The organism is Mycobacterium sp. 012931 (assembly GCF_000419295.1).
Taxonomy (GTDB): domain Bacteria; phylum Actinomycetota; class Actinomycetes; order Mycobacteriales; family Mycobacteriaceae; genus Mycobacterium; species Mycobacterium marinum.
Genome location: NZ_AOPX01000001.1, coordinates 4,931,862 through 4,952,363 on the forward strand (window position 1 = coordinate 4,931,862; position 20,502 = coordinate 4,952,363).

At 65.8% G+C, this 20,502-nt stretch carries 16 protein-coding genes; 4 read left to right on the top strand and 12 right to left on the bottom strand.

What is annotated here, in order from left to right:
* Positions 1-58 precede the first annotated feature (58 nt).
* Both aroA and rsgA read left to right on the top strand, forming a co-directional pair.
* The gene (aroA, locus tag MMSP_RS21670; RefSeq protein ID WP_085979872.1) at positions 59-1,345 is read left to right on the top strand and encodes a 3-phosphoshikimate 1-carboxyvinyltransferase; all 1,287 of its coding nucleotides are present in this window, start codon (positions 59-61) and stop codon (positions 1,343-1,345) included.
* Positions 1,342-2,334 carry a ribosome small subunit-dependent GTPase A gene (gene rsgA / locus MMSP_RS21675; protein ID WP_020788351.1) on the top strand — a complete coding sequence of 331 codons (993 nt, stop codon included), beginning with the start codon at positions 1,342-1,344 and terminating at the stop codon, positions 2,332-2,334. Before aroA ends, rsgA begins: the two co-directional genes overlap by 4 nt.
* Here rsgA and MMSP_RS21680 read toward each other — a convergent pair.
* Positions 2,321-2,794, bottom strand: coding sequence for a helix-turn-helix domain-containing protein (locus tag MMSP_RS21680; RefSeq protein WP_036427477.1), 474 nt, complete (start codon positions 2,792-2,794; stop codon positions 2,321-2,323). The genes rsgA and MMSP_RS21680 overlap by 14 nt on opposite strands.
* An 88-nt stretch (positions 2,795-2,882) precedes the next feature.
* On the opposite strand from MMSP_RS21680, the gene MMSP_RS21685 reads away from it, so the two are divergent.
* Entirely contained in the window at positions 2,883-4,064 is a 1,182-nt protein-coding gene (locus MMSP_RS21685; RefSeq protein ID WP_020788353.1) for an acetyl-CoA C-acyltransferase, read from the top strand.
* A gap of 37 nt (positions 4,065-4,101) precedes the next feature.
* On the opposite strand, the gene MMSP_RS21690 is transcribed toward MMSP_RS21685, so the two are convergent.
* From MMSP_RS21690 to MMSP_RS27660, 6 genes are all read right to left on the bottom strand, one after another.
* Positions 4,102-5,388, bottom strand: coding sequence for a fatty acid desaturase (locus MMSP_RS21690; RefSeq protein ID WP_015354868.1), 1,287 nt, complete (start codon positions 5,386-5,388; stop codon positions 4,102-4,104).
* A gap of 227 nt (positions 5,389-5,615) precedes the next feature.
* Positions 5,616-6,902: a fatty acid desaturase gene (locus tag MMSP_RS21695; RefSeq protein WP_020788354.1), complete on the bottom strand. Its 1,287-nt coding sequence runs from the start codon at positions 6,900-6,902 to the stop codon at positions 5,616-5,618.
* A gap of 88 nt (positions 6,903-6,990) precedes the next feature.
* A complete protein-coding gene (locus tag MMSP_RS21700) occupies positions 6,991-8,145 on the bottom strand; it encodes a ferredoxin reductase (protein WP_020788355.1) in 1,155 nt (384 codons plus the stop codon).
* A gap of 140 nt (positions 8,146-8,285) precedes the next feature.
* Positions 8,286-8,786, bottom strand: a complete 501-nt coding sequence (locus tag MMSP_RS21705) for a hypothetical protein (protein ID WP_012393180.1) — start codon at positions 8,784-8,786, stop codon at positions 8,286-8,288.
* Positions 8,787-8,851: 65 nt separating this feature from the next.
* On the bottom strand, positions 8,852-9,724 hold the full coding sequence (ppk2, locus tag MMSP_RS21710) for a polyphosphate kinase 2 (RefSeq protein ID WP_020788356.1): 873 nt from the start codon (positions 9,722-9,724) through the stop codon (positions 8,852-8,854).
* A gap of 42 nt (positions 9,725-9,766) precedes the next feature.
* Positions 9,767-11,185 (bottom strand): wax ester/triacylglycerol synthase family O-acyltransferase, encoded by a 1,419-nt coding sequence (locus MMSP_RS27660; protein ID WP_020788357.1) that lies wholly within the window; start codon positions 11,183-11,185, stop codon positions 9,767-9,769.
* A gap of 206 nt (positions 11,186-11,391) precedes the next feature.
* Between MMSP_RS27660 and MMSP_RS21720 the strand changes: the two genes are divergently transcribed.
* The gene (locus MMSP_RS21720; protein WP_020788358.1) at positions 11,392-11,931 is read left to right on the top strand and encodes an Rv3235 family protein; all 540 of its coding nucleotides are present in this window, start codon (positions 11,392-11,394) and stop codon (positions 11,929-11,931) included.
* A gap of 17 nt (positions 11,932-11,948) precedes the next feature.
* Here the strand turns inward: MMSP_RS21720 and MMSP_RS21725 are convergent, their stop codons facing one another.
* From MMSP_RS21725 to secA, 5 genes are all read right to left on the bottom strand, one after another.
* On the bottom strand, positions 11,949-13,094 hold the full coding sequence (locus MMSP_RS21725; protein WP_020788359.1) for a cation:proton antiporter: 1,146 nt from the start codon (positions 13,092-13,094) through the stop codon (positions 11,949-11,951).
* Positions 13,095-13,098: 4 nt separating this feature from the next.
* Positions 13,099-13,581: a cation:proton antiporter regulatory subunit gene (locus MMSP_RS21730; protein ID WP_012393175.1), complete on the bottom strand. Its 483-nt coding sequence runs from the start codon at positions 13,579-13,581 to the stop codon at positions 13,099-13,101.
* A 109-nt stretch (positions 13,582-13,690) separates the two neighbouring features.
* The gene (gene mddA / locus MMSP_RS21735) at positions 13,691-14,446 is read right to left on the bottom strand and encodes a methanethiol S-methyltransferase (RefSeq protein ID WP_015354863.1); all 756 of its coding nucleotides are present in this window, start codon (positions 14,444-14,446) and stop codon (positions 13,691-13,693) included.
* 56 nt (positions 14,447-14,502) lie between these two features.
* The gene (locus MMSP_RS21740; protein ID WP_020788360.1) at positions 14,503-17,559 is read right to left on the bottom strand and encodes an MFS transporter; all 3,057 of its coding nucleotides are present in this window, start codon (positions 17,557-17,559) and stop codon (positions 14,503-14,505) included.
* 84 nt (positions 17,560-17,643) lie between these two features.
* On the bottom strand, positions 17,644-20,496 hold the full coding sequence (secA, locus tag MMSP_RS21745) for a preprotein translocase subunit SecA (protein WP_020788361.1): 2,853 nt from the start codon (positions 20,494-20,496) through the stop codon (positions 17,644-17,646).
* Between the last annotated feature and the right edge of the window lie 6 nt (positions 20,497-20,502).

A 20,502-nucleotide genomic window follows, 5' to 3' on the forward strand; every position in this document is an offset into this window, starting at 1 on the left:
CCATGGTGCCTGGTATCCACGACACCCGCCGACACGGCAGGATGAAGCGGTGAGCAGCATCGAGCCATGGCCAGCCCCATTCGCACCGACACCCGTGCACGCGACCGTGACCGTCCCGGGCTCGAAGTCGCAGACCAACCGGACGCTGGTGCTTGCGGCGCTGGCCGCGGCACAGGGCCAAGGCTCCTCGACCATCACCGGCGCGCTGCGCAGCCGCGATACCGATCTGATGATCGAGGCGTTGCAGACGTTGGGCTTGCGGGTCGACGGGACTGGTTCCGAGCTGACGGTCAGTGGCCGCATCCGGCCCGGCCCCGAGGCCCGGGTCGACTGCGGCCTGGCCGGCACGGTGTTGCGGTTCGTTCCCCCGCTGGCGGCGCTGAGCGCCGCCCCGATCACCTTCGATGGGGATGAGCAGGCCCGGGCCCGCCCCATCGCACCGCTGCTGGATGCGCTGCGCGGCCTGGGTGTGCCCGTCGATGGTGCCGGCCTTCCGTTCCGGGTTCAAGGCACCGGGTCGGTCGCGGGCGGCACGGTGGCCATCGATGCATCCGCGTCGTCACAGTTCGTCTCCGGCCTACTGCTGTCCGGCGCGTCGTTCACCGATGGCCTAACGGTGCAACACACCGGTTCGGAGCTGCCGTCCGCACCGCACATCGCGATGACGGTGCAGATGCTGCGCCAAGCCGGCGTCGATGTCGACGACTCGATACCCAACCGCTGGCTGGTCCGGCCCGGCGCCCTCAGGCCTCGGCATTGGGACGTCGAGCCGGATCTGACCAATGCGGTCGCATTTCTGGCGGCGGCCGTGGTCACCGGCGGGACGGTGACCATCACCGGCTGGCCGGCGGACAGCGTGCAACCCGCCAAGAACATTCTCGACATTCTGCAGACACTGAATTCCACGGTCCGACATATTGATTCATGCCTTCAGGTGCAGGGTCCGCAGACCTACCGCGGATTCGACGTCGACCTGCGCGATGTCGGCGAACTCACCCCATCGGTGGCGGCGCTGGCGGCGCTGGCGAGCCCCGGATCGGTGTCCCGGCTGGCTGGCATCGCGCATCTGCGCGGCCACGAGACCGATCGGCTGGCCGCCTTGAGCACCGAAATCAACCGCCTCGGCGGCAACTGCGAACAAACCTCCGACGGTCTGGTGATCACCGCTACGCCGCTGCGTCCGGGCAGCTGGCGCGCCTACGCCGATCATCGGATGGCGATGGCCGGCGCGATCGTCGGGCTCCGGGTGGCCGGGGTCGAGGTGGACGACATCGGGGCTACCAGCAAGACGTTGCCGGAGTTCCCACAGCTGTGGACCGAGATGGTCGAGGGGTCCAGCGGTTGAGGCCAAGCGACTACGACGAATCCGACGTCAAGATCCGTTCGGGTCGCGGCTCACGTCCGCGTACCAAGACCCGTCCGGAACACGCTGACGCCGAAGCCGCCATGGTGGTCGCCGTTGACCGCGGCCGCTGGGGATGCGTGCTCGGCGGGGACCCGCTGCGTCGGGTCACCGCGATGCGGGCCCGCGAGCTCGGACGCACCCCGATCGTGGTCGGCGACGACGTCGACCTGGTCGGGGATCTGTCCGGACGCCCCGACACCCTGGCCCGCATCGTGCGCAGGGGGCCACGCCGAACGGTGCTGCGTCGCACCGCCGATGACACCGACCCCACCGAACGGGTCGTGGTCGCCAACGCGGATCAGTTGTTGATGGTGGTGGCGTTGGCCGACCCGCCACCGCGCAGCGGATTGGTGGACCGGGCCTTGATCGCCGCCTACACGGGCGGTCTGACCCCCATACTCTGCCTGACCAAGACCGACCTGGCCCCGCCCGAACCTTTCGCCGAGCAGTTCCTCGAACTGGACCTTCAGGTGGTTGCGGCGGGCCGCGACGATCCGCTCCTCGCGGTGGCCGACCTACTCGACGGCAAGACGACCGTACTGCTCGGGCATTCCGGCGTCGGCAAGTCGACTCTGGTGAATCGCCTGGTCCCTGAGGCCGATCGGGCCGTCGGCGAGGTCACCGAGATCGGCAGGGGCCGGCACACGTCGACGCAGTCGGTCGCGCTGCCTCTCGAGACGGACGGGCAGGGCGGCGGGTGGGTGATCGACACTCCCGGAATCCGCTCGTTCGGCTTGGCCCACATCCAGCCAGACGACGTGCTGCTGGCCTTTACCGACCTGGCCGAGGCGATCGGCGATTGCCCGCGCGGCTGCGGGCACATGGGGCCGCCGGCCGATCCCGAATGCGTACTGGACAGTTTGTCCGGAACCGCGGTGCGCCGCGTGGCAGCGGCCCGCCGGCTGCTGACCGCCCTCAGGGAGACCTGACCAACCGCATACCGAGTTCGTCGGCGGGCACCAAGTGCCCTTTGGCACATCGAATTTCAACCTGCGCCTGCGCCCCACAGCCCAGGTGGGTCAGTTGCAGGCAATCGCCGCCGGGCAGGTGACGCTTGCCCCACTGAAACAGGGAAAAGACCACCGGCATGAAATCAAGCCCGGCCTCGGTGAGCACATACTCATCGCGGCTGCGCTGCCCCGGCTCGCGATACGGCCGCCGCGCCAGCAGTTTGAGGCTGACCAATTCGGCCAGCCGCGCCGAGGTCGCGGCCTTGGTGATACCCACCCGGCGGGCGAAGTCATCAAAACGGGTGGTGCCGTAGTAGGCCTCCCGCAGGATCAGCATCGCGGATTTGGTACCGACGACGGCCATGGTCTTCTCAATCGGACACTCGCCCACCGCCGACCAGCCATCACGGTCGGCCAGTGGGCCCTCAAGCATTGTCACGAAGATCACCCTCCGCTCCAGGTTGCGTTGAGTATACCCAGCTGTTAGAGCTGAGTATAGTTACCAATACTCAGCTTAAGGAGGTGCCATGTCCCAGAGTCGCGACGCCGTCATCGTCGGCGCCGTCCGCACCCCCATCGGCAAGGGCAAGGCCAACGGCGCACTGCACCAGGTACTACCCGCCGACCTGCTGGCGCATAGCCTGCGCGAACTGGCGGCCCGAACCGGCGTCGACCCGGTACAAGTCGACGATGTGATCGCCGGCGCGGTGACCCAGGTCGGCGATCAGGCGGTCAACATCGCGCGCAATGCGCTGCTGGGTGCCGGATTCCCGGAATCGGTTCCCGGGGTCACCATCGACCGGCAATGCGGCAGCAGCCAGCAGGCCATCAGCTTTGCCGCCCAGGGCGTGCTGGCCGGTGCTTACGATCTGGTGATCGCCGGCGGCGTTGAATCGATGAGCCGCGTCCCGATGGGCACCTCGGTGCTGCCCGGAAGCAACCCGTTCGGCGCGGACATGAACAACCGCTACCCCGACGGGCTGGTCCCCCAGGGCATCAGCGCCGAGCTGATTGCGGCACGGTGGGGCTTGTCGCGCACCCAACTCGACGAGTTCTCCGCAGCCAGCCATGACAAGGCCGCCCGCGCCACCAAGGACGGACTCTTCGACAACGAGCTGATCCCGATCGCCGGGCTCACCCACGACGAGATCATCCGCCCCTGCGCCACCGTCGATACGCTCGCCGCGCTGCGGCCGGCGTTCTACAGCGATGCGATCAAAGAGCGCTTCCCGCAGATCAACTGGTCGATCACCCCGGGTAACTCGTCACCGTTGTCCGACGGCAGCGCCGCGATCATGATCACCAGCAGCGACGTCGCCCGGAAGCTGGGCCTGCGCCCGTTGGCGCGCATTCACACCACCACGATGGTGGGTTCGGATCCGCTCTACATGCTGACCGGGGTCATCGCGGCCACCGAAAAGGCGCTACGCCGCGCCGGGTTGGCCCTGCGCGACATCGACCTGTTCGAGGTCAACGAGGCCTTCGCCCCGGTCGTGCTGGCCTGGGCGAAGGACACCGGGGCGGATCTGGCCAAGACCAACGTCAACGGCGGCGCAATCGCCATCGGCCACCCGTTGGGCGCCAGCGGTGCGCGCATCATGACCACGCTGGTCAACGCTTTGGAGCAGCGCGGTGGCCGCTACGGCCTGCAGACCATGTGCGAGGGCGGCGGCATGGCCAACGCGACCATCATCGAGCGACTGGGGTAGCCGCAGCGCGCGCCGACGGCCGCCGCCACCGCCGAGGCTAGGCCGCCAGACCGTCGGTGCCGCCGGCCTTCTTGGCCTTGCCGGGCTTGGCGCGCCGCCAGGCGCGTACCGCGGTTATCGCGGCCTTGAGGCCGCGACGACGGCCGGTCATCGGATCGGTTCCCGCGAAGCCCGCCTCCAGACCGGCGAACATGCGCTCGCTGCGGGTCTCCGGAGCGTCGTCGGCGTTGTCGCGCAGGTACTTGTTCGGCAGCGAGAGCTTGGCGAGCGTGCGCCATGTCTTGGCGTACTGCAGCGGGAATGAGCCTGTGGTGTAAGGCAAGTCGTACTTATCGCAGATCTCGCGCACCCGCACCGAAACCTCGGCCAGCCGATTGCTCGGCAAGTCCGGATAGAGATGGTGCTCGATTTGATGACTGAGGCTGCCGCTCATGAAGCGCATCGCCGTTCCAGCATTGAAATTGGCGCTTCCCAACATCTGCCGCAGGTACCACTGGCCCTGGGTCTCGTCTACCAAATCAGTCTTGGTGAATTTCTCTGCGCCGTCCGGGAAATGCCCACAGAAAATAACGGCGTTGGACCAGACGTTGCGGATCACATTGGCAAACGCGTTGGCGGTCAAGGTAGACCGGTAGGTCGCGGCAGGCGACACCGACGTCAACGCCGGGAAGGCCACATAGTCTTTGACCGCCTGACGACCGGCCTTACCCGAGAACTCCCGTAGCCTGAATTTGGCAGCTTCGCGCTCTGTCCCATCTTTGAAGAGGTCGCGAGCCTCCAAGTGCCGCAACGCGATTCCCCATTCGAACCCGATCGCAAGCAGAGCATTGATGGCCAGGTTGAAGGCGTCTCGCCGCCGCCACCCTTGATCCCGGGTCACCCGCAGCATGCCGTAGCCGACATCGTGATCCATGTCGAGAATGTTGGTGTACTTGTGGTGCACCACGTTGTGGGTATACCGCCAGTGCTTCGACGTCGAGGCCATGTCCCACTCCCACGTCGAGGAGTGCACCTCGGGATCATTCATCCAATCCCATTGGCCATGCATGACGTTGTGACCGATCTCCATGTTCTCGATGATCTTGGCCACGCTGAGCGTCACCGCACCTACCCACCACGCCGAGCGACGCGAGCTGGCCGCCAGCACCAACCGGCCACCGACCTCCAGCGCCCGCTGTGCGGCGATGGTTCGGTAGATGTAGCGGGCATCGCGTTCACCGCGCGATTCTTCAATGTCGCGGCGGATGTCATCGAGTTCAGTGCTCAGGTTTTCGATATCGCCGTCCGTCAGATGCGCGAACACGTCGACGTCGGTTATCGCCACCTCTCACCTTCCTGCCCCGTAGCCATCAGCCACGACAATGCTAATCTTCGACCCCGTAGGTTACCTACGGGTAACTGGATCATGTCTCGCCCGCGAGCACCTGATGCGATCCGGGCGCGGGCCCGGTTACCGACCGCTTTGCGGCATGGCCGCGGTGGCCATCCGCGCCGCGACACCAATCTCGCGTCAGCAACGAACTGGCTGCCCCCGCAGCGGGATGCTATCAGCTAGGCCGCCAGATCGTTTGCGCCACTGTCCCTTACCTCCGGGACACGCTTGCCGCGCCGACGGCCCCGCACGGCGGCAATCGCACTCTTGAGGCCACGGCGCCGGCCGATCCGCGGATCGGCTCCCGCGAAGCCCAGCTCCAGGTCCGCGAACATCCGCTCACTGCGGGTCTCCGGAGCATCGTCGGCGTTGTCACGCAGGTACTTGTTCGGCAGCGACAGCTTGGCCAGGGTCCGCCAAGTCTTGCCGTACTGCACCAGGAACGAGCCTGTGGTGTAGGGCAAGTCGTACTTGTCGCAGATCTCGCGCACCCGCACCGAAACCTCGGCCAGCCGGTTGCTCGGCAAATCTGGATAGAGGTGGTGCTCGATTTGATGACACAGGTTGCCACTCATGAACCGCAGCGCGGGCCCGGCTTCGAAGTTGGCGCTACCCAGCATCTGCCGCAGGTACCACTGCCCCTTGGTCTCGCCCACCATGTCAGTCTTGGTGAATTTCTCTGCGCCATCCGGGAAGTGCCCACAGAAGATGACGGCGTTGGTCCACACGTTGCGGAGCACGTTGGCCGTGACGTTGGCGGTCAGGGTGGACCGGTATGTCGCGCCGGGCGACACCGACGTCAACGCCGGGAACGCCACGTAGTCCTTGAACACCTGGCGACCGGCCTTGCGGGAAAACTCGCGCACCCGGGTCTTGGCGGTGTCGCGGTCCAGCCGCCCCTTGAGGAGCTTGCCGATCTCCAAATGCTGCAACGCGACTCCCCATTCGAAGCCGAGCGCCAGCAAGGTGTTCCACACCAAGTTGAAAATGTTGTAGCGCTTCCAGCGCTGATCGCGGGTGACGCGAAGCATGCCGTAGCCGACATCGTCGTCCATGCCCAAGATGTTGGTGTACTTGTGGTGCACGAAGTTGTGGGTGTAGCGCCAATGCTTGGACGCGCCGGTGATGTCCCACTCCCACGACGAGGAGTGAATCTCCGGATCGTTCATCCAGTCCCATTGGCCGTGCATGACATTGTGGCCAATCTCCATGTTCTCGACGATCTTGGCCACCCCGAGGGTCAATGCCCCCGCCCACCACGCCGAACGGCGCGAGCTGGCGGCCAGCATCAGGCGGCCACTCACCTCCAACGCGCGCTGCGCCGCGATGGTGCGGCGGATATAGCGGGCGTCGCGCTCACCGCGAGAGTCTTCAATGTCTTGTCGTATGGCATCGAGCTCAATCGCCAGATTCTCGATATCGGCGTCCGTCAGATGCGCGAATACGTCGACGTCGGTAATCGCCATCGTCTTCTCCCTGCGTCGTACGGTCCCAAATCTGCTACGAACCTACGCAATCGTAACCTACGACTCCGTAAGTTACCAGTGGGTAGCTTTAGACGTCGATCACACAATCGCCGGACGCTGCCGTGACACAGGTCTGCACCCGGCTCCCGGGATCGTGCTCCTGGCCCGTGCGCAGGTCACGGACGTGCCCCTGCACCAGATCGACCACACACGACTGGCAGATACCCATCCGGCAACCGAACGGCATTTGCACACCGGCGCGCTCGCCGGCATCCATCACCGAGGTCGCCGCGTCGACGTCGACACTGCGCCCACTGCGGGCGAACGTGACCGTCCCACCGGCGCCCGCGGGGGCCGCCTTGGACACCGCGAACCGCTCCAAGTGCAGTCGGTCGCCGATCCCGGCCGCGGACCACACCTTTTCCGCCTGGTTGAGCATGCTCTCGGGCCCACACGCCCAGGTCTGTCGCTCACGCCAATCCGGCACCTGCTCGCCGATCCGGGAAAGATCGAGACGACCCTGGGAGCGCGTCGCGCGCACCGAAAGCCGGTAGCCCGGGTGCTGGGCGGCCACCCCGGCAAGCTCATCACCAAACATCACGTCCGCTTCGGTAGGCACCGAATGCAGGTGGGTGATGTCAGTGATCTGGTTGCGGCGCAGCAGCGTTCGCAGCATCGACATCACCGGCGTGATCCCCGACCCGGCGGTGAGAAACAGAATCGACGGCGGGGCGGGGTCGGGCAAAACGAAATTGCCCTGGGGTGCGACCAGTCGCACGATGGTCCCCGGCGCGACACCGGCCACCAAATGCGTGGACAGGAAGCCTTCGGGCATCGCCTTGACAGTGATCGTCACCGTCCGCGCCGACCCCGGCCCGGACTTCCCGCCAACCGGGCTCGACGTCAGTGAATACGATCGCCACCGCCAACGCCCATCCACCAGCAGCCCGATCCCGATGTACTGGCCCGGCTGATAGTCGAAGCTAAAGCCCCAGCCGGGTTTGATGACCAGCGTGGCGGAATCCTCGGTCTCCCGGCGAACCTCGAGAATGCGGCCGCGCAATTCGCGCGCCGACCACAATGGGTTGGCCAGCTGAAGGTAGTCATCGGGCAACAGCGGCGTGGTGATACGTGAGGCGATCTTGCGCAGCGCGTGCCAGCCCGGGTGTTTGTCCGCACCGACGATGCTCGGCCGCTTGGTATCGATGATCTGGGCGCTCAGTGCCGCGTTCTTCTTGACCATAAAAAGCTCCTGCTCGCGGCGTGGAGTCGGTAGCCGCCCGGGTTTGGGCGGCAGCACGCCCTTGCGATAAAGCTACGGTAGCGTAGGTTACAGTTGCGTAGCTAGACCCCGGCGGTGCTGATTACCTCACATCCGCGGGGTTACAGCAGGTCGAGCAGGAACGGCAATTCCTGGTTCGCGTACCACGCCAGGTCGTGATCCTGCGCGTCGCCGACGACCAAGTCGGCGTCCTCGTCACCGAGGTCGGCGGCATCTATGACGGCGATGGCCGCGCTGACGGCCGGTTCGGCGGCAACGTTGTCGACATAGGCGGCGACCACCTGATCCATGGCAATCGGAGCGCTCAGCCGGACGACGGCATCGTCGAGATCCGGCCGGTAGATGGCGTCGTCCACCTCCGCGGTAAGCACCGCCCGCCGCGGCGGCAGCTTCTCGTCCTCATCGTTTGCCAGCAGCCGCAGCGACGCCAGCGCGGCCTCTTGAAGTGCCACTTCGGCCAGCTCATCGTCGTCGCCTTGCGCGTAGGCCTCACGCAACGTCGGAGTCACCGCGAACACCGTGCCATTGACCGGCCACAACGAGCCATCAGCCACCAGTTGCTGCAACATGGCCAGCGTCGCGGGCACATAGACCTGGATCATCGGCCGACCACCTGTTGGCACGGTTGTCTGCACCAGCACCGGCCCGCCGCATTTGGGATCGTCATTCAGCGCCCGATCAACGTCGACGCGTAGTCCTCGACATACTTGGACAATTCGCGTGGTGGACGCTTGTAGTTGCCGATGACGATCGGCTGGTCGGGCAGATTGACCTTGGGCATCTCCACCGGGCGGTAGTCGATCGTCGACAACAGATGCGCCATCATGTTCAGCCGCGCATGCTTCTTGATATCGGATTCGACGACGTACCACGGGCTCACCGGGGTATCGGTGTGGACCATCATCTCGTCCTTGGCACGCGAATAGTCCTCCCACCGATAGACCGATTCCAGGTCCATGGGGCTGAGTTTCCACTGCCGGACCGGGTCGGTCTGGCGCGCCTTGAACCGGTGCAACTGTTCCTCATCGGAGACCGAGAACCAATACTTGCGCAGCAAGATCCCATCATCGATGAGCATCTGTTCGAAGATCGGCGTCTGCCGCAGGAACAGTGCATGTTCTTGGGGCGTACAGAATCCCATCACCTTCTCGATACCGGCGCGGTTGTACCAGGACCGATCGAAGAAAACGATTTCCCCTTTCGCGGGCAGATGGGCGATATAGCGCTGGTAGTACCACTGCCCGCGTTCCCGATCGTTGGGCACCGGCAACGCGGCAACGTAGGCGTGTCGTGGGCTGAGGTACTCGGTGATCCGTTTGATCGCGCCACCCTTGCCGGCGGCATCTCGACCTTCGAAGATGACCACCACACGCGCGCCCGCGTGCCGAACCCACTCCTGCAGCCTCACGAATTCGGTTTGTAGCCGGAATAATTCGGCTTCGTAGACGCCTTTGGAAATCTTGTGTCTGCCGGCCCCGGCTGACTTCTTCTTCTTTTTCTTCGCCTTCGCCGGCGCGCCGTCATTCGTCGCGGTGCTCACATCAACGAATGCTATCTCTAAGCAGCACCTTTGCCCCGGCGACTACCGAGAAGCTTCCAGCAGCTCCTCGAGCGATTGAGCCAGCAGCGCCGGCAGCAGCTCGACGTCGCTCATCGCGTCGCGGTCGGCGTTGATGCCGAAGTAGAGCATGCCGTTGTAGGAGGTCACGCTGATGGCCAGGGCCTGATTGTGCAGTAGCGGCGGCACCGCATAGGCCTCCAACAACTTGGCGCCGGCCACATACATCTGCGACTGGGCTCCGGGGGCATTGGTAATCAACAAGTTGAACGTCCGCTTGGAAAAGCTGGGAAAACTGGTGGCGACCCGGATACCCATCGCGTGCAGGGTGGGCGGCGCAAAGCCGGACAGCGTGACGATGGTGCGGGCATCGACCAGGCTGGCCGCCGTCGGGTTCGATTCGGTGGCGTGAGCGACTTGCGACAGCCGCACCACGGCGTTGCGCTCCCCCACCGGCAGGTCGATCAGGAACGGCGTCACCTGGCTGATCTGCTGACCGGGCCCGGACGAGTCGAGTTGGTCCTCCACATAGACCGACAGCGGCACCATCGCACGCACCGTTGCCGTCTGGGAAACCGTCTCACCGCGCGACATCAGCCAGTTGCCCAGGGCGCCGGCTATCACGGCCAGCACCACGTCGTGGACGTCGCAGTCGTAGCGGGCCCGCACCGTCCGGTAGTCCTCCAGGCGTACGCTGGCAACCGTCAACCTTCGATTCCGCGAAACGGGCGCATTGAGCGGACTGCTGGGGGCGGTGCCGCGCGCGACGTTACGCGCGACATCGAGGATCCGACGGCCGGCGTTGACGAGCTGACTCTGATTGGTCGCCAACCCGGCGATCGCCGATCCGACCGCCTGCAACTGCGCGCCGGGTCCCACCACCCAATCGCCGATGGCCCCCATCACCAACCTGGTGTTGCCCGGATCGCGCTCGGGAATCCAGATGTCTTCCGGGAACGGCGGTGGGCGCTGGGTCCGGTCAGCGATGACGTGTCCGAGCGACAGCGCTGTCACCCCATTGATCAAGGCCTGGTGCGTCTTGGTGTAGAGGGCGACGCGACCCTTTTCCAGCCCCTCGATGAGATACATCTCCCACAGCGGGCGCGACTTGTCCAAGGGCCGCGCGGCCAGCCGCGCAATCAGCTCATGCAGTTGCTCGTCACTGCCCGGCGACGGCAGCGCCGACCGCCTGACGTGATAGGTGATGTCGAAGTCCGGATCGTCGATCCACACCGGCCGGGCCATGCCGATCCGCACCTCACGGACCTTCTGCCGGTAGCGCGGGATCTGAGCCAACCGCTGCTCGACCGTGGCCAGCAGCGCCTCATAGCTCAACCCAGCACGCGGACGGCGCAGGATCATCAGCGACCCGACGTACATCGGGGTAGCGGTGTTCTCCAACCGATAGAAAGACGCATCGGTGTTGGACAACCGGGTCACCATTACGGCCCTGTCCTCCTTGTCGACTGGTTGCGTCAACCGATGTGGGTCACCGTAACCGCTGGTGTGGCCACCTGCGGGCGCGGGTACGCGCCGCCGTCATTTGTGCGATGATGGCCCGCAGTTTGTCTGCCACTCTCCAGCGGGCACTCGCACCCGATCTTTGGGTCGGTTGTTGGTTTGCGCCATTACGAGTTGGAGAGTGCCACTTGAGTATTGGTCCTGATGCCGCCGCGCCCCGTCGGGCGGCCTTCGCCGTCATCCCGGTAGTCGAATACGAACCTGCGAGCCGCACCGTCGAGCGGTGCCGGCCCTCGTCGCACGCACCGGCGCGGCCACGCCTTGCCCGCACCGGCGGTCCCGCCCGCGGCGAACAGCCAGCCGCCACAGCGACCGATGCCATGTCCGCGCCGATGCGCCAGGCGGCCGCGTTCACCGACGCGGCACTGCGCCGCGTTCTGGAGGTCATCGACCGCCGCCGTCCGGCGGGGCAGCTCCGGTCGCTGCTGACGCCCGGCCTGGTCGATTCGGTGCTGTCGGCCAGTCAATCGATGGCCGGGCGCAACGGCACCGCTGCGCTGCGCCGGCTCGGGCTTCAGCCCGTCGCGTGCGCTGGCCGTGACACCGCGGCCGAGGTTTTTGGAACCTACAGCCGCGCAGACCGGATTCACGCGATCGCCTGCCGGGTGAAGCGGGTCGCCGCGTTGGGCACACCGCGCTGGGTGGTCGTCGCCCTGCATATCGGTTGAGTGCCACCCGAGACCGGTCAGGCGGTGGTTGCCACCGGCCCGCCGGTATAGCGGGCTAGCACCGGTCCGGCGACCGCCATGATGAAGACATACGCGGTCGCCAACGCCGCTACGGCGGGGATCGACGCGCCGACCAGTCCGATGATGATCAATGAGAACTCGCCTCTGGCGATGAGGGCGGTACCCGCACGCAGCTGTCCGCGGCGGGTCACTCCGTCGCGTCGAGCGGCGAACATTCCGGTGAGCACCTTGGTTGCCGCGGTGACGACGGCCAGCAAGATGGCCACCGGGAGCGCCGGAATCAACTCTTTGGGGGCGACCGACAGGCCGATGCCCAGGAAGAAGATCGCCGCGAACAGATCGCGCAGCGGCCCCAGCACCCTGCGGGCCCGCTCAGCGGTCTCGCCGGTGAGGGTCAGGCCCACCAGGAACGCGCCCACCGCCGCCGAGGCGTGCAACGTCTCGGCCAGCGCCGCAACCATCAGGGTGATGCCCAATACCCGCAGCAACAACTGCTCCGAATCCGGGTGCGCGAACAGCCGGCCGAAGTGATGGCCCCAGTAGAAGGACGCCGCAAAGGCCCCGAGCAGGGCTGCGATCGCGGCCAGCGTTCCACCGAGCGCATGGAGCCCATCGCCGTGCAGGGCCAGCACCGTGAACAAGGGCAGATAGCCGGCCATGGCGAAGTCTTCGAGCACCAGCACCGACAACACCGCCGGTGTTTCGCGGTTACCGAGCCGGCGCAGGTCTTCCAGCAGCCGCGCCACCACGCCCGACGACGAGATGTAGGTGACCCCGGCCAGCGCGAGGATCGCCACACCGTCCAACCCCAGCAGCCAGCCGGCCACCGCCCCTGGCGTGGCATTGAGGACGATATCGACCATGGCAGAGGGCATGTGGTGGCGCAGACTGCTGGCAAATTCGGTCGCGGAGAACTCGAGACCCAACGTCAGCAGCAGCAGCACAATGCCGATGGGCGCGCCGGTGGCGACGAAATCGTCGGCGGCGGCCACCGGCAGGACGCCGCCCTTGCCCAACGAGAGGCCGGCTAGCAGATAGACCGGGATCGGGGACAACGCGAATCTGCGCGCGATGGCACCAAGCAGGGCAAGCGTTGTCAGGAGTGCGCCGACCTCAAAAAGCAGCGCCCTCGAAACCTCCACCGATTCAGCCCTTGTCGACGATCTGCTCGACTCCGGCAATGCCCTCTTCGGTACCGATCACGATAAGGACGTCGCGCTCGCGCAACAGCTCCGCCGGGTTCGGCGATGCGACCACCTCTTGGCCACGCACGATTGCCACGATCGACGCGCCGGTGCGGGTGCGGGCATGGGTCTCCCCGAGCGGCCGGTCAACGAACGGGCTCTGTGGCGCGATGATGATGTGGCCCGCCTCGAGCCCGGGCACCTCACGGGTCAGCTCGGTGAACCGCTCGGCGATCCGTGGTGCACCCAGGATCTGAGCCAACGCATCAGCCTCTTCATCGGTCAGGCAGAAGACCGGCCGCGCCGCATCCGGGTCGTTGGCGGCGTATACGACGACCTCGAAATCGCCGGTGCGCCGGGCAATAATGCCGATCCGCTCGCCTTTCTGGCTAGTGAACTCGTAGCGGAGACCGACGCCAGGCAGCAGCACCTCCTTGACATCCATACCCCAATACTTAACGAAATGCCGTCAAGATCATAGTGGCAACGACCAAACTCATAGCCGGCGGCCGGACATCGGGCTGCCCGCGCGGCACCGGCCGGGTGGCCGAAAATCAGTGCTGACCAACCGTTTTACCCGAGCCGCGGTGCGGTACCGGCAGCAACATCGGTACCGAGCGCTGGTAATCGCGGTACTGATCCCCCAGCGCGGCCACCAAGTCGCGCTCTTCCAGGGGCAGGGCGACCAATACGTAGGCCGTTGTAACAATGGCAAACAGCAAATGCCCCGCCGTCATTGTGGGCGTTGCCCAGAACGCGATGATAAAGCCCAGCATGAGCGAATGGCGCACCACCCGGTAGAAGAAATTGACGCGAAAATTTATTTCGGTATAGGGCTTTTCACGCCAGGCCAGATACACCTGGCGCAGACCGAGCAGGTCGAAATGGCTGACCATGAACGACGAGGCAAACACGACCACCCACCCCAGCCCGAACAGCCCCCACAGCACCACCCGGGCGGGCGGATACTGCACGTCCCAGATGACGGCCGGCATCGTGCGCCACTGCCAGAACAGCAGCAGCAGTATCGCGCTTGCCAGCAATACGTAGGTGCTGCGCTCAACCGTCTTCGGCACAAATCGCGTCCACCAACGTTTGAAACCCGGTCGCGCCATAACGCTGTGCTGAATACCGAACAGGCCCAGCAGCGCCACGTTGACCAGCACCGTCAACCATATGGGACCGTCGATTCCGTGATCGATGTTGCGCGGCACCACAATTGCACCTACGAAGCCGATAGCGTACAAAGTGGCAACCAAAAACAACAGGTAGCCCGCCGCTCCATACCCGATGATCAGATAACGCTTCATTACTCGATTGTGCTCCCCGCAGTAGCAATTGCACCCACAATTTCCGGTGTCGCCGCCTAACGCCGCTGATTCAGCAGCGCCATGATCTGCGGCATCGACTCTCGGGCGGCGGCACGTCCCGCTTCGCGAGCGGCATCGATCTGGTGGAATTCCAGCAGCCCAACGGCGGAAGTGTCGGGACGGATCACGACCTGCGCGAGGCCCAACGCGACATCGGCCCCGCGCTGGCTGCCGATCGTCATGGTGCGGATCAAGGTGTCGCCGATTCCGGGCACCCGGGGCGGGCCGTCGGGCTGCAGCGGGGCGCCAGGCACCTCGCCTGAGGCCAGACTCACCGCGATCAACGGGCCGTCCGACGTTGCCAGGGTGGACACGGGCAGGTTGTCCAGCACGCCACCATCCACATGCAACCGACCCTGGTAGACCTGCGGCGGATAGATTCCAGGCAACCGTAGCGAACATCCAACCACATCAACGAGCCTGCCCCGGCGGTGCACGACGGGTTGCCGAGCAATCAGATCCACGCTGACACAACGGAATTCCTTCGGAAGCTCTTCCACCAGCCGATCTCCGAACGCAGCTTCGAGCAGCGTCAGGGTCCGCCGGCCACGAACCAGCCCCTTGATCGGTACCGCGTAGTCACGCAGCGGATTGTTCCGAATGAAGTACTCGTAGGCGTACTCGTCCGCGGTGGCGGCGTCCAAGCCGCTGGCTCCCAGCGACGCGATGACCGCCCCCATGCTGGTACCAGCGAAGCGGTCGATCGCGACCCCGGCCTGCTCCAGCTCTTCGAGTATTCCGAGGTGGGCAAAGCCCCGCGCACCGCCGCCGCCGAGGACCAGCCCGATCGATCGGCCGGCCAGGCGCGCGGCAAGTGGTCGCAGGTCCTGAACCACGCGCCGGTAGTGCACCGCGTGCACCGATCGCGGCGTGATCAGCTCCTCCCAGCTGCGCCGTTGTTCGCGGCTGGCGGTCGGCCCGGCCAGGACGAGGTCCGCACCCTGGGCTCGTGCCGGCAGTGCGGCCGCGCCCGGGTCCGGATCCCCGGTCACCAGCACGATCCGATCCGCGACCCGCAGGCAGAAATCGCGCCAGTCCGTATCCTGGGCGCCAGCGTGCAGGAGCACCTTGTCGGCACCGCGCTCGGCGCGGTCCAGACCGTCGATGTCGACCCGGCCGGGATCCACCACCCGCAGCTGCTTCGATAAGGCCGTCAGCAGTCCAGCCGCGACCGACTGCACGGGGGCGTTGGCCCCTACCCCGACAACCGACACCACCACCCCGGGCGAGGTGGTGTGAACGGCGGGCGGTGGCGCCTCGCGCAGCCGGGTGGCCAGCACCCTGACCAGCGCCGCCAGCACGCCACGGTTGGCGATCTGATCGAACTGGGCCTTGGTGAGCCGAACCAGCCTGGAGTCACGCAACGCCCGCACCGATGCGGAGCGGGGCACGTCGATCAGCAGCCCAAGCTCGCCGAGGACCTCACCGCGGCCCAGCTCCTTGATCACGATGTCCCCGTGTAGCACCTGCACGCGGCCCCTGCGGATCACGTAGAGCGAGTCGGACGCGTCGCCGGCAAGAAACAGATACGAACCCGCCTGCAGTTCAACTTCTTCGACTCGATCGGCGAGTTCGGCCAGGGCGGCCGCATCCAGCCCGGCGAACAGTGGCAGATTTCCCAGCAGGTCCGCCTCATCGGTGGCCCGGTTGGCGATCAGTGCCGCCGCCGGCTCCGTCGTGGTGGGCGCCGCGCGCGCCGCGGCCGCCGGCTCGGGTTCGAGCTCCTGACCGGGCTTGCTGTTGGTGCGGCCCAACAACACCGCGGCGATCGCCACCACGACAAAGCAGATCGCCGCCATCGCCCATCCCCGCCGCAGCGCGTCTGCGGCGGCACCATGCTCGGGCTTGCCGATCAGGATCACCAGGGCCGCCACGCCGATCACCGCGCCGAGCTGACGCGTCGTGCTGACCACCGCCGAGGTGGTGGCATAGCTGCCGCCCTTTGCCACCCCGGTGAGGGCGGCGCTGCTGAGCACCGGCAATGTCGCACCGACACCGATACCTTGCAGCAGTTGGCCCGGCAACCACCTGCGCAGGAAATCCGGTTCGGTGCCGACCCGCTGTAGGTACCAGAACAGGCTCCCGGCCCAGACGAGAGCACCGAGGGTGACGATGAGCCGGTGCCCGTGGCGGTCGGCGACCCGGCCGAGCAGCGCGGCTACCACCGCCGCGACCAGCGCGGCCGGCGCGATCGCGAACCCCGCCTTCAGCAGCGAGTAGCCCCACACGTAGTTCAGATACAGCACGTGGGTCAGTACGTAGCAGTAGAAGCCGGCCGCGGCGACCAGCGTGAGCACGTTGCCCACCACGAACGGCCGGCTGCGCAGATACGCCGGCTCGACCAGCGGCACCGGCGCGGCCATCGAACTCAGCACGAAGCCGACCAGGGTGATCGCGCTGGCCGCGAACACGGCCAGGGTGGGCACGCTCACCCAGCCCCAATCCGGGCCCTTGACCAGTGCCAGGGTAAGCAGCCCCAGCGCCCCGGCCAGCAGCGTCGCACCACGCAGGTCGGGTTTGCGCCGGCGCCCCGCGGCGCGGCTTTCGACCAGCGCCCGACTGGGTGCCAGCACCGCGACGACGCCCAGGGGAATGTTGACCAGAAACACCCATCGCCAGCTTGCCCAGTCGACCAGCATGCCGCCGATGGGCGGGCCCAAACCGGACGCGATGGTGAATATCACCACTCCGAACGTGAATGTTCTTCTGCGGCCCAGCAAATCGGCCATCCGGCCCGCAGCGACCAGGAAAGCGGCGAAGACGATGTTGTAGGCGTTGAGGATCCAGGACAGACTGCCGAGATCATAGGAGGGGAACGATTTCTGGATATCGGGGAACGCGATGTTCACGATCGTCGAGTCCAGGAAGGCTAGGAAGGCGCCAAATGCGGCCACCAGCAGAACCGCCGCCGACGAGGGCTGCCGGCGGTGGGTCAGATTGGCGAACCCCTTGCGCGCATGACCGGCCAGATGGGTTCGCGCGGGCGTCGCACCGGGGCGTTTGCTGTGACGGGAGGTGACCTTCTCGAACGAAGAAATCGACACACCGCTCATCGTGCAAGCTCCTGTTGGCGACACTGCGCAGCTGGTGAGGGTGCCTACTATAGCCGATCACCAATGCCGCGGGTAGCTAGCACATCAGCGCTTTTTGACCGACTTCGGCGGCTTGGCGCCGCGGCCCTGCCGACGCGCGGCCTCACGTCGCTCACGCCGGCTGCCACCCGCGGGTACTCCGGCCGGGGTCTTGGCCGCGCCACCACCATTGCGCTGCACCTGCGCCGAGCCGTCCTCGGACGGTCCGGAATATGTCAGAGCGGGCGACTCGTCCTCAATCCCCTTGGCGCGCAACCTACTCGGCGCTTCTTCGCGCGCCGCCGCAGTCTTGCGGCCAGCGCCCCCCTCCTGGGCCGCGGCCGCGGCCGCGGTGGCAAATTCGGCCAGGTCTTCGGGCTCGGCGACGGGAGCGACCTCAACCTGCGGGGCCGGGACCGCCTCGACACTGACGTTGAACAGGAATCCGACCGATTCCTCTTTCATGCCGTCGAGCATGGCCATGAACATGTCGTAGCCTTCGCGCTGGTACTCGACCAGCGGATCGCGCTGCGCCATCGCGCGCAGGCCGATGCCCTCCTTGAGGTAGTCCATCTCGTAGAGGTGCTCACGCCACTTGCGGTCGATGACATTGAGCAACACGTTGCGTTCCAGCTGGCGCATCGCGCCCTCGCCGGCCAGCTCCTCGAGCTCGGCTTCTCGTGCCGCATAGGCCTGGTCCGCGTCTTGCAGCAGGGCTTCGAGCAGTTCATCACGAGTCAGGTCGTCGCGATCGGAGTCTTGGTCGCGCCGCATCAAGGTGTCGGTTTTGATGCCCACCGGGTACAGCGTCTTCAGCGCCGTCCACAGCGCGTCGAGGTCCCAGTCCTCGGCGTAGCCTTCGACGGTCGCACCGTCAACGTAGGCGGTGATGACGTCGGTGAGCATGTCCTTGGCCTGCTGCTGCAAATTCTCGCCCTCGAGAATGCGGCGGCGCTCGGCGTAGATGACCTTGCGCTGCTGGTTCATCACCTCGTCGTACTTGAGGACGTTCTTGCGCACCTCGAAGTTCTGCTGCTCGACCTGGGTCTGGGCGCTCTTGATGGCCCGGGTGACCATCTTGGCTTCGATCGGGACATCGTCGGGCAGGTTCAGCCGGGTCAGCAGCGACTCCAGCGCGGCGCCGTTGAACCGGCGCATGAGCTCGTCGCCCAACGACAAGTAGAAGCGCGACTCCCCGGGGTCACCCTGGCGGCCGGAACGGCCGCGCAGCTGGTTGTCGATGCGCCGCGACTCGTGACGTTCGGTGCCCAGCACGTACAGGCCGCCGGCCTCGATCACCTCGGTGGCCTCGTCGCCGGCCTCCTCCTTGACCTTGGGCAGTTCTTGGTGCCAGGCCTGCTCATACTCGTCGGGGGTCTCCACCGGATCCAGACCGTTGTCGCGCAGCCGCTTGTCGGTCAGAAAGTCGACGTTTCCGCCCAGCACGATGTCGGTACCGCGGCCGGCCATGTTGGTGGCGACCGTGATCGCTCCGCGCCGGCCCGCCTCGGCGATGATGCCGGCCTCCTGCTCGTGGTACTTGGCGTTGAGCACGTTGTGCGGGATGCGCCGTTTGGTGAACTGCCGGGACAGGTACTCCGAGCGCTCCACGCTGGTGGTGCTGATCAGCACCGGTTGGCCCTTTTCGTAGCGCTCGGCGACATCGTCGACCACCGCGATGTACTTGGCTTCCTCGGTCTTGTAGATGAGGTCCGACTGGTCTTCGCGGACCATCGGCCTGTTGGTCGGGATGGGGACCACACCCAGCTTGTAGATCTCGTGCAGCTCGGCCGCCTCGGTCTGGGCGGTACCGGTCATGCCGGCAAGCTTGTTGTAGAGGCGGAAGTAGTTCTGCAGCGTGATGGTCGCCAGCGTCTGGTTCTCGGCCTTGATCTCGACGTGCTCCTTGGCCTCGATCGCCTGGTGCATGCCTTCGTTGTAGCGCCGGCCGATCAGCACCCGGCCGGTGAACTCGTCGACGATGAGCACTTCACCGTTGCGGACGATGTAGTCCTTGTCGCGGTTGAACAGCTCCTTGGCCTTCAGGGCGTTGTTGAGGTAGCTGACCAACGGCGAGTTGGCGGCCTCGTAGAGGTTGTCGATGCCGAGCTGGTCTTCGACGAACTCCACCCCGAGCTCATGCACCCCGACGGTGCGTTTACGCAGGTCGGCCTCGTAATGGGTGTCTTTTTCCATCAGCGGTGCGAGCCGGGCGAACTCGGTGTACCAGTTCGAGCTGCCGTCGGCGGGACCGGAGATGATCAGCGGGGTGCGGGCCTCGTCGATCAGGATGGAGTCGACCTCGTCGACAATGGCGAAGTTGTGCCCGCGCTGGACGCAGTCGTCGAGCGTGTGGGCCATGTTGTCGCGCAGATAGTCGAAGCCGAACTCGTTGTTGGTCCCATAGGTGATGTCGGCGTTGTAGGCGACACGACGTTCCTCCGGCGTCATCTGGGCCAGGATCACGCCCACGTCCAGCCCCAGGAAGCGGTGCACCCGGCCCATCCACTCGCTGTCACGTTTGGCCAGATAGTCGTTGACGGTGACGATGTGCACGCCCTTGCCGCCGATGCCGTTGAGGTAGGCCGGCAACACCGAGGTCAGGGTCTTGCCCTCACCGGTCTTCATCTCGGCGACGTTGCCCAGGTGCAACGCGGCCGCACCCATCAACTGGACCTCGAACGGGCGCTGGTCGAGCACTCGCCATGCGGCTTCGCGCGCCACCGCGAAGGCTTCAGGCAGCAACTCGTCGAGGCTCTCGCCTTCGGCGTGCCGCTTCTTGAATTCGTCGGTCTTGGCCCTCAGTTCGGCGTCGGTGAGCTTCTCGACGTCTCCGGACAATGATTCGACATAGTCAGCGACCTTTTTGAGGCGCTTGACCATGCGACCTTCACCAACGCGCAGCAACTTCGACAGCACAGCAAT

Bases quoted from the DNA above. Each gene is read 5' to 3' on its own strand.
- MMSP_RS21685 (WP_020788353.1), top strand. From the start codon at position 2,883: ATGTCCCAGAGTCGCGACGCCGTCATCGTCGGCGCCGTCCGCACCCCC.
- MMSP_RS21695 (WP_020788354.1), bottom strand. From the start codon at position 6,902: ATGGCGATTACCGACGTCGACGTATTCGCGCATCTGACGGACGCCGAT.
- MMSP_RS21700 (WP_020788355.1), bottom strand. From the start codon at position 8,145: ATGGTCAAGAAGAACGCGGCACTGAGCGCCCAGATCATCGATACCAAG.
- MMSP_RS21705 (WP_012393180.1), bottom strand. From the start codon at position 8,786: ATGATCCAGGTCTATGTGCCCGCGACGCTGGCCATGTTGCAGCAACTG.
- MMSP_RS27660 (WP_020788357.1), bottom strand. From the start codon at position 11,185: ATGGTGACCCGGTTGTCCAACACCGATGCGTCTTTCTATCGGTTGGAG.
- MMSP_RS21730 (WP_012393175.1), bottom strand. From the start codon at position 13,581: ATGGATGTCAAGGAGGTGCTGCTGCCTGGCGTCGGTCTCCGCTACGAG.
- mddA (WP_015354863.1), bottom strand. From the start codon at position 14,446: ATGAAGCGTTATCTGATCATCGGGTATGGAGCGGCGGGCTACCTGTTG.
- MMSP_RS21740 (WP_020788360.1), bottom strand. From the start codon at position 17,559: ATGAGCGGTGTGTCGATTTCTTCGTTCGAGAAGGTCACCTCCCGTCAC.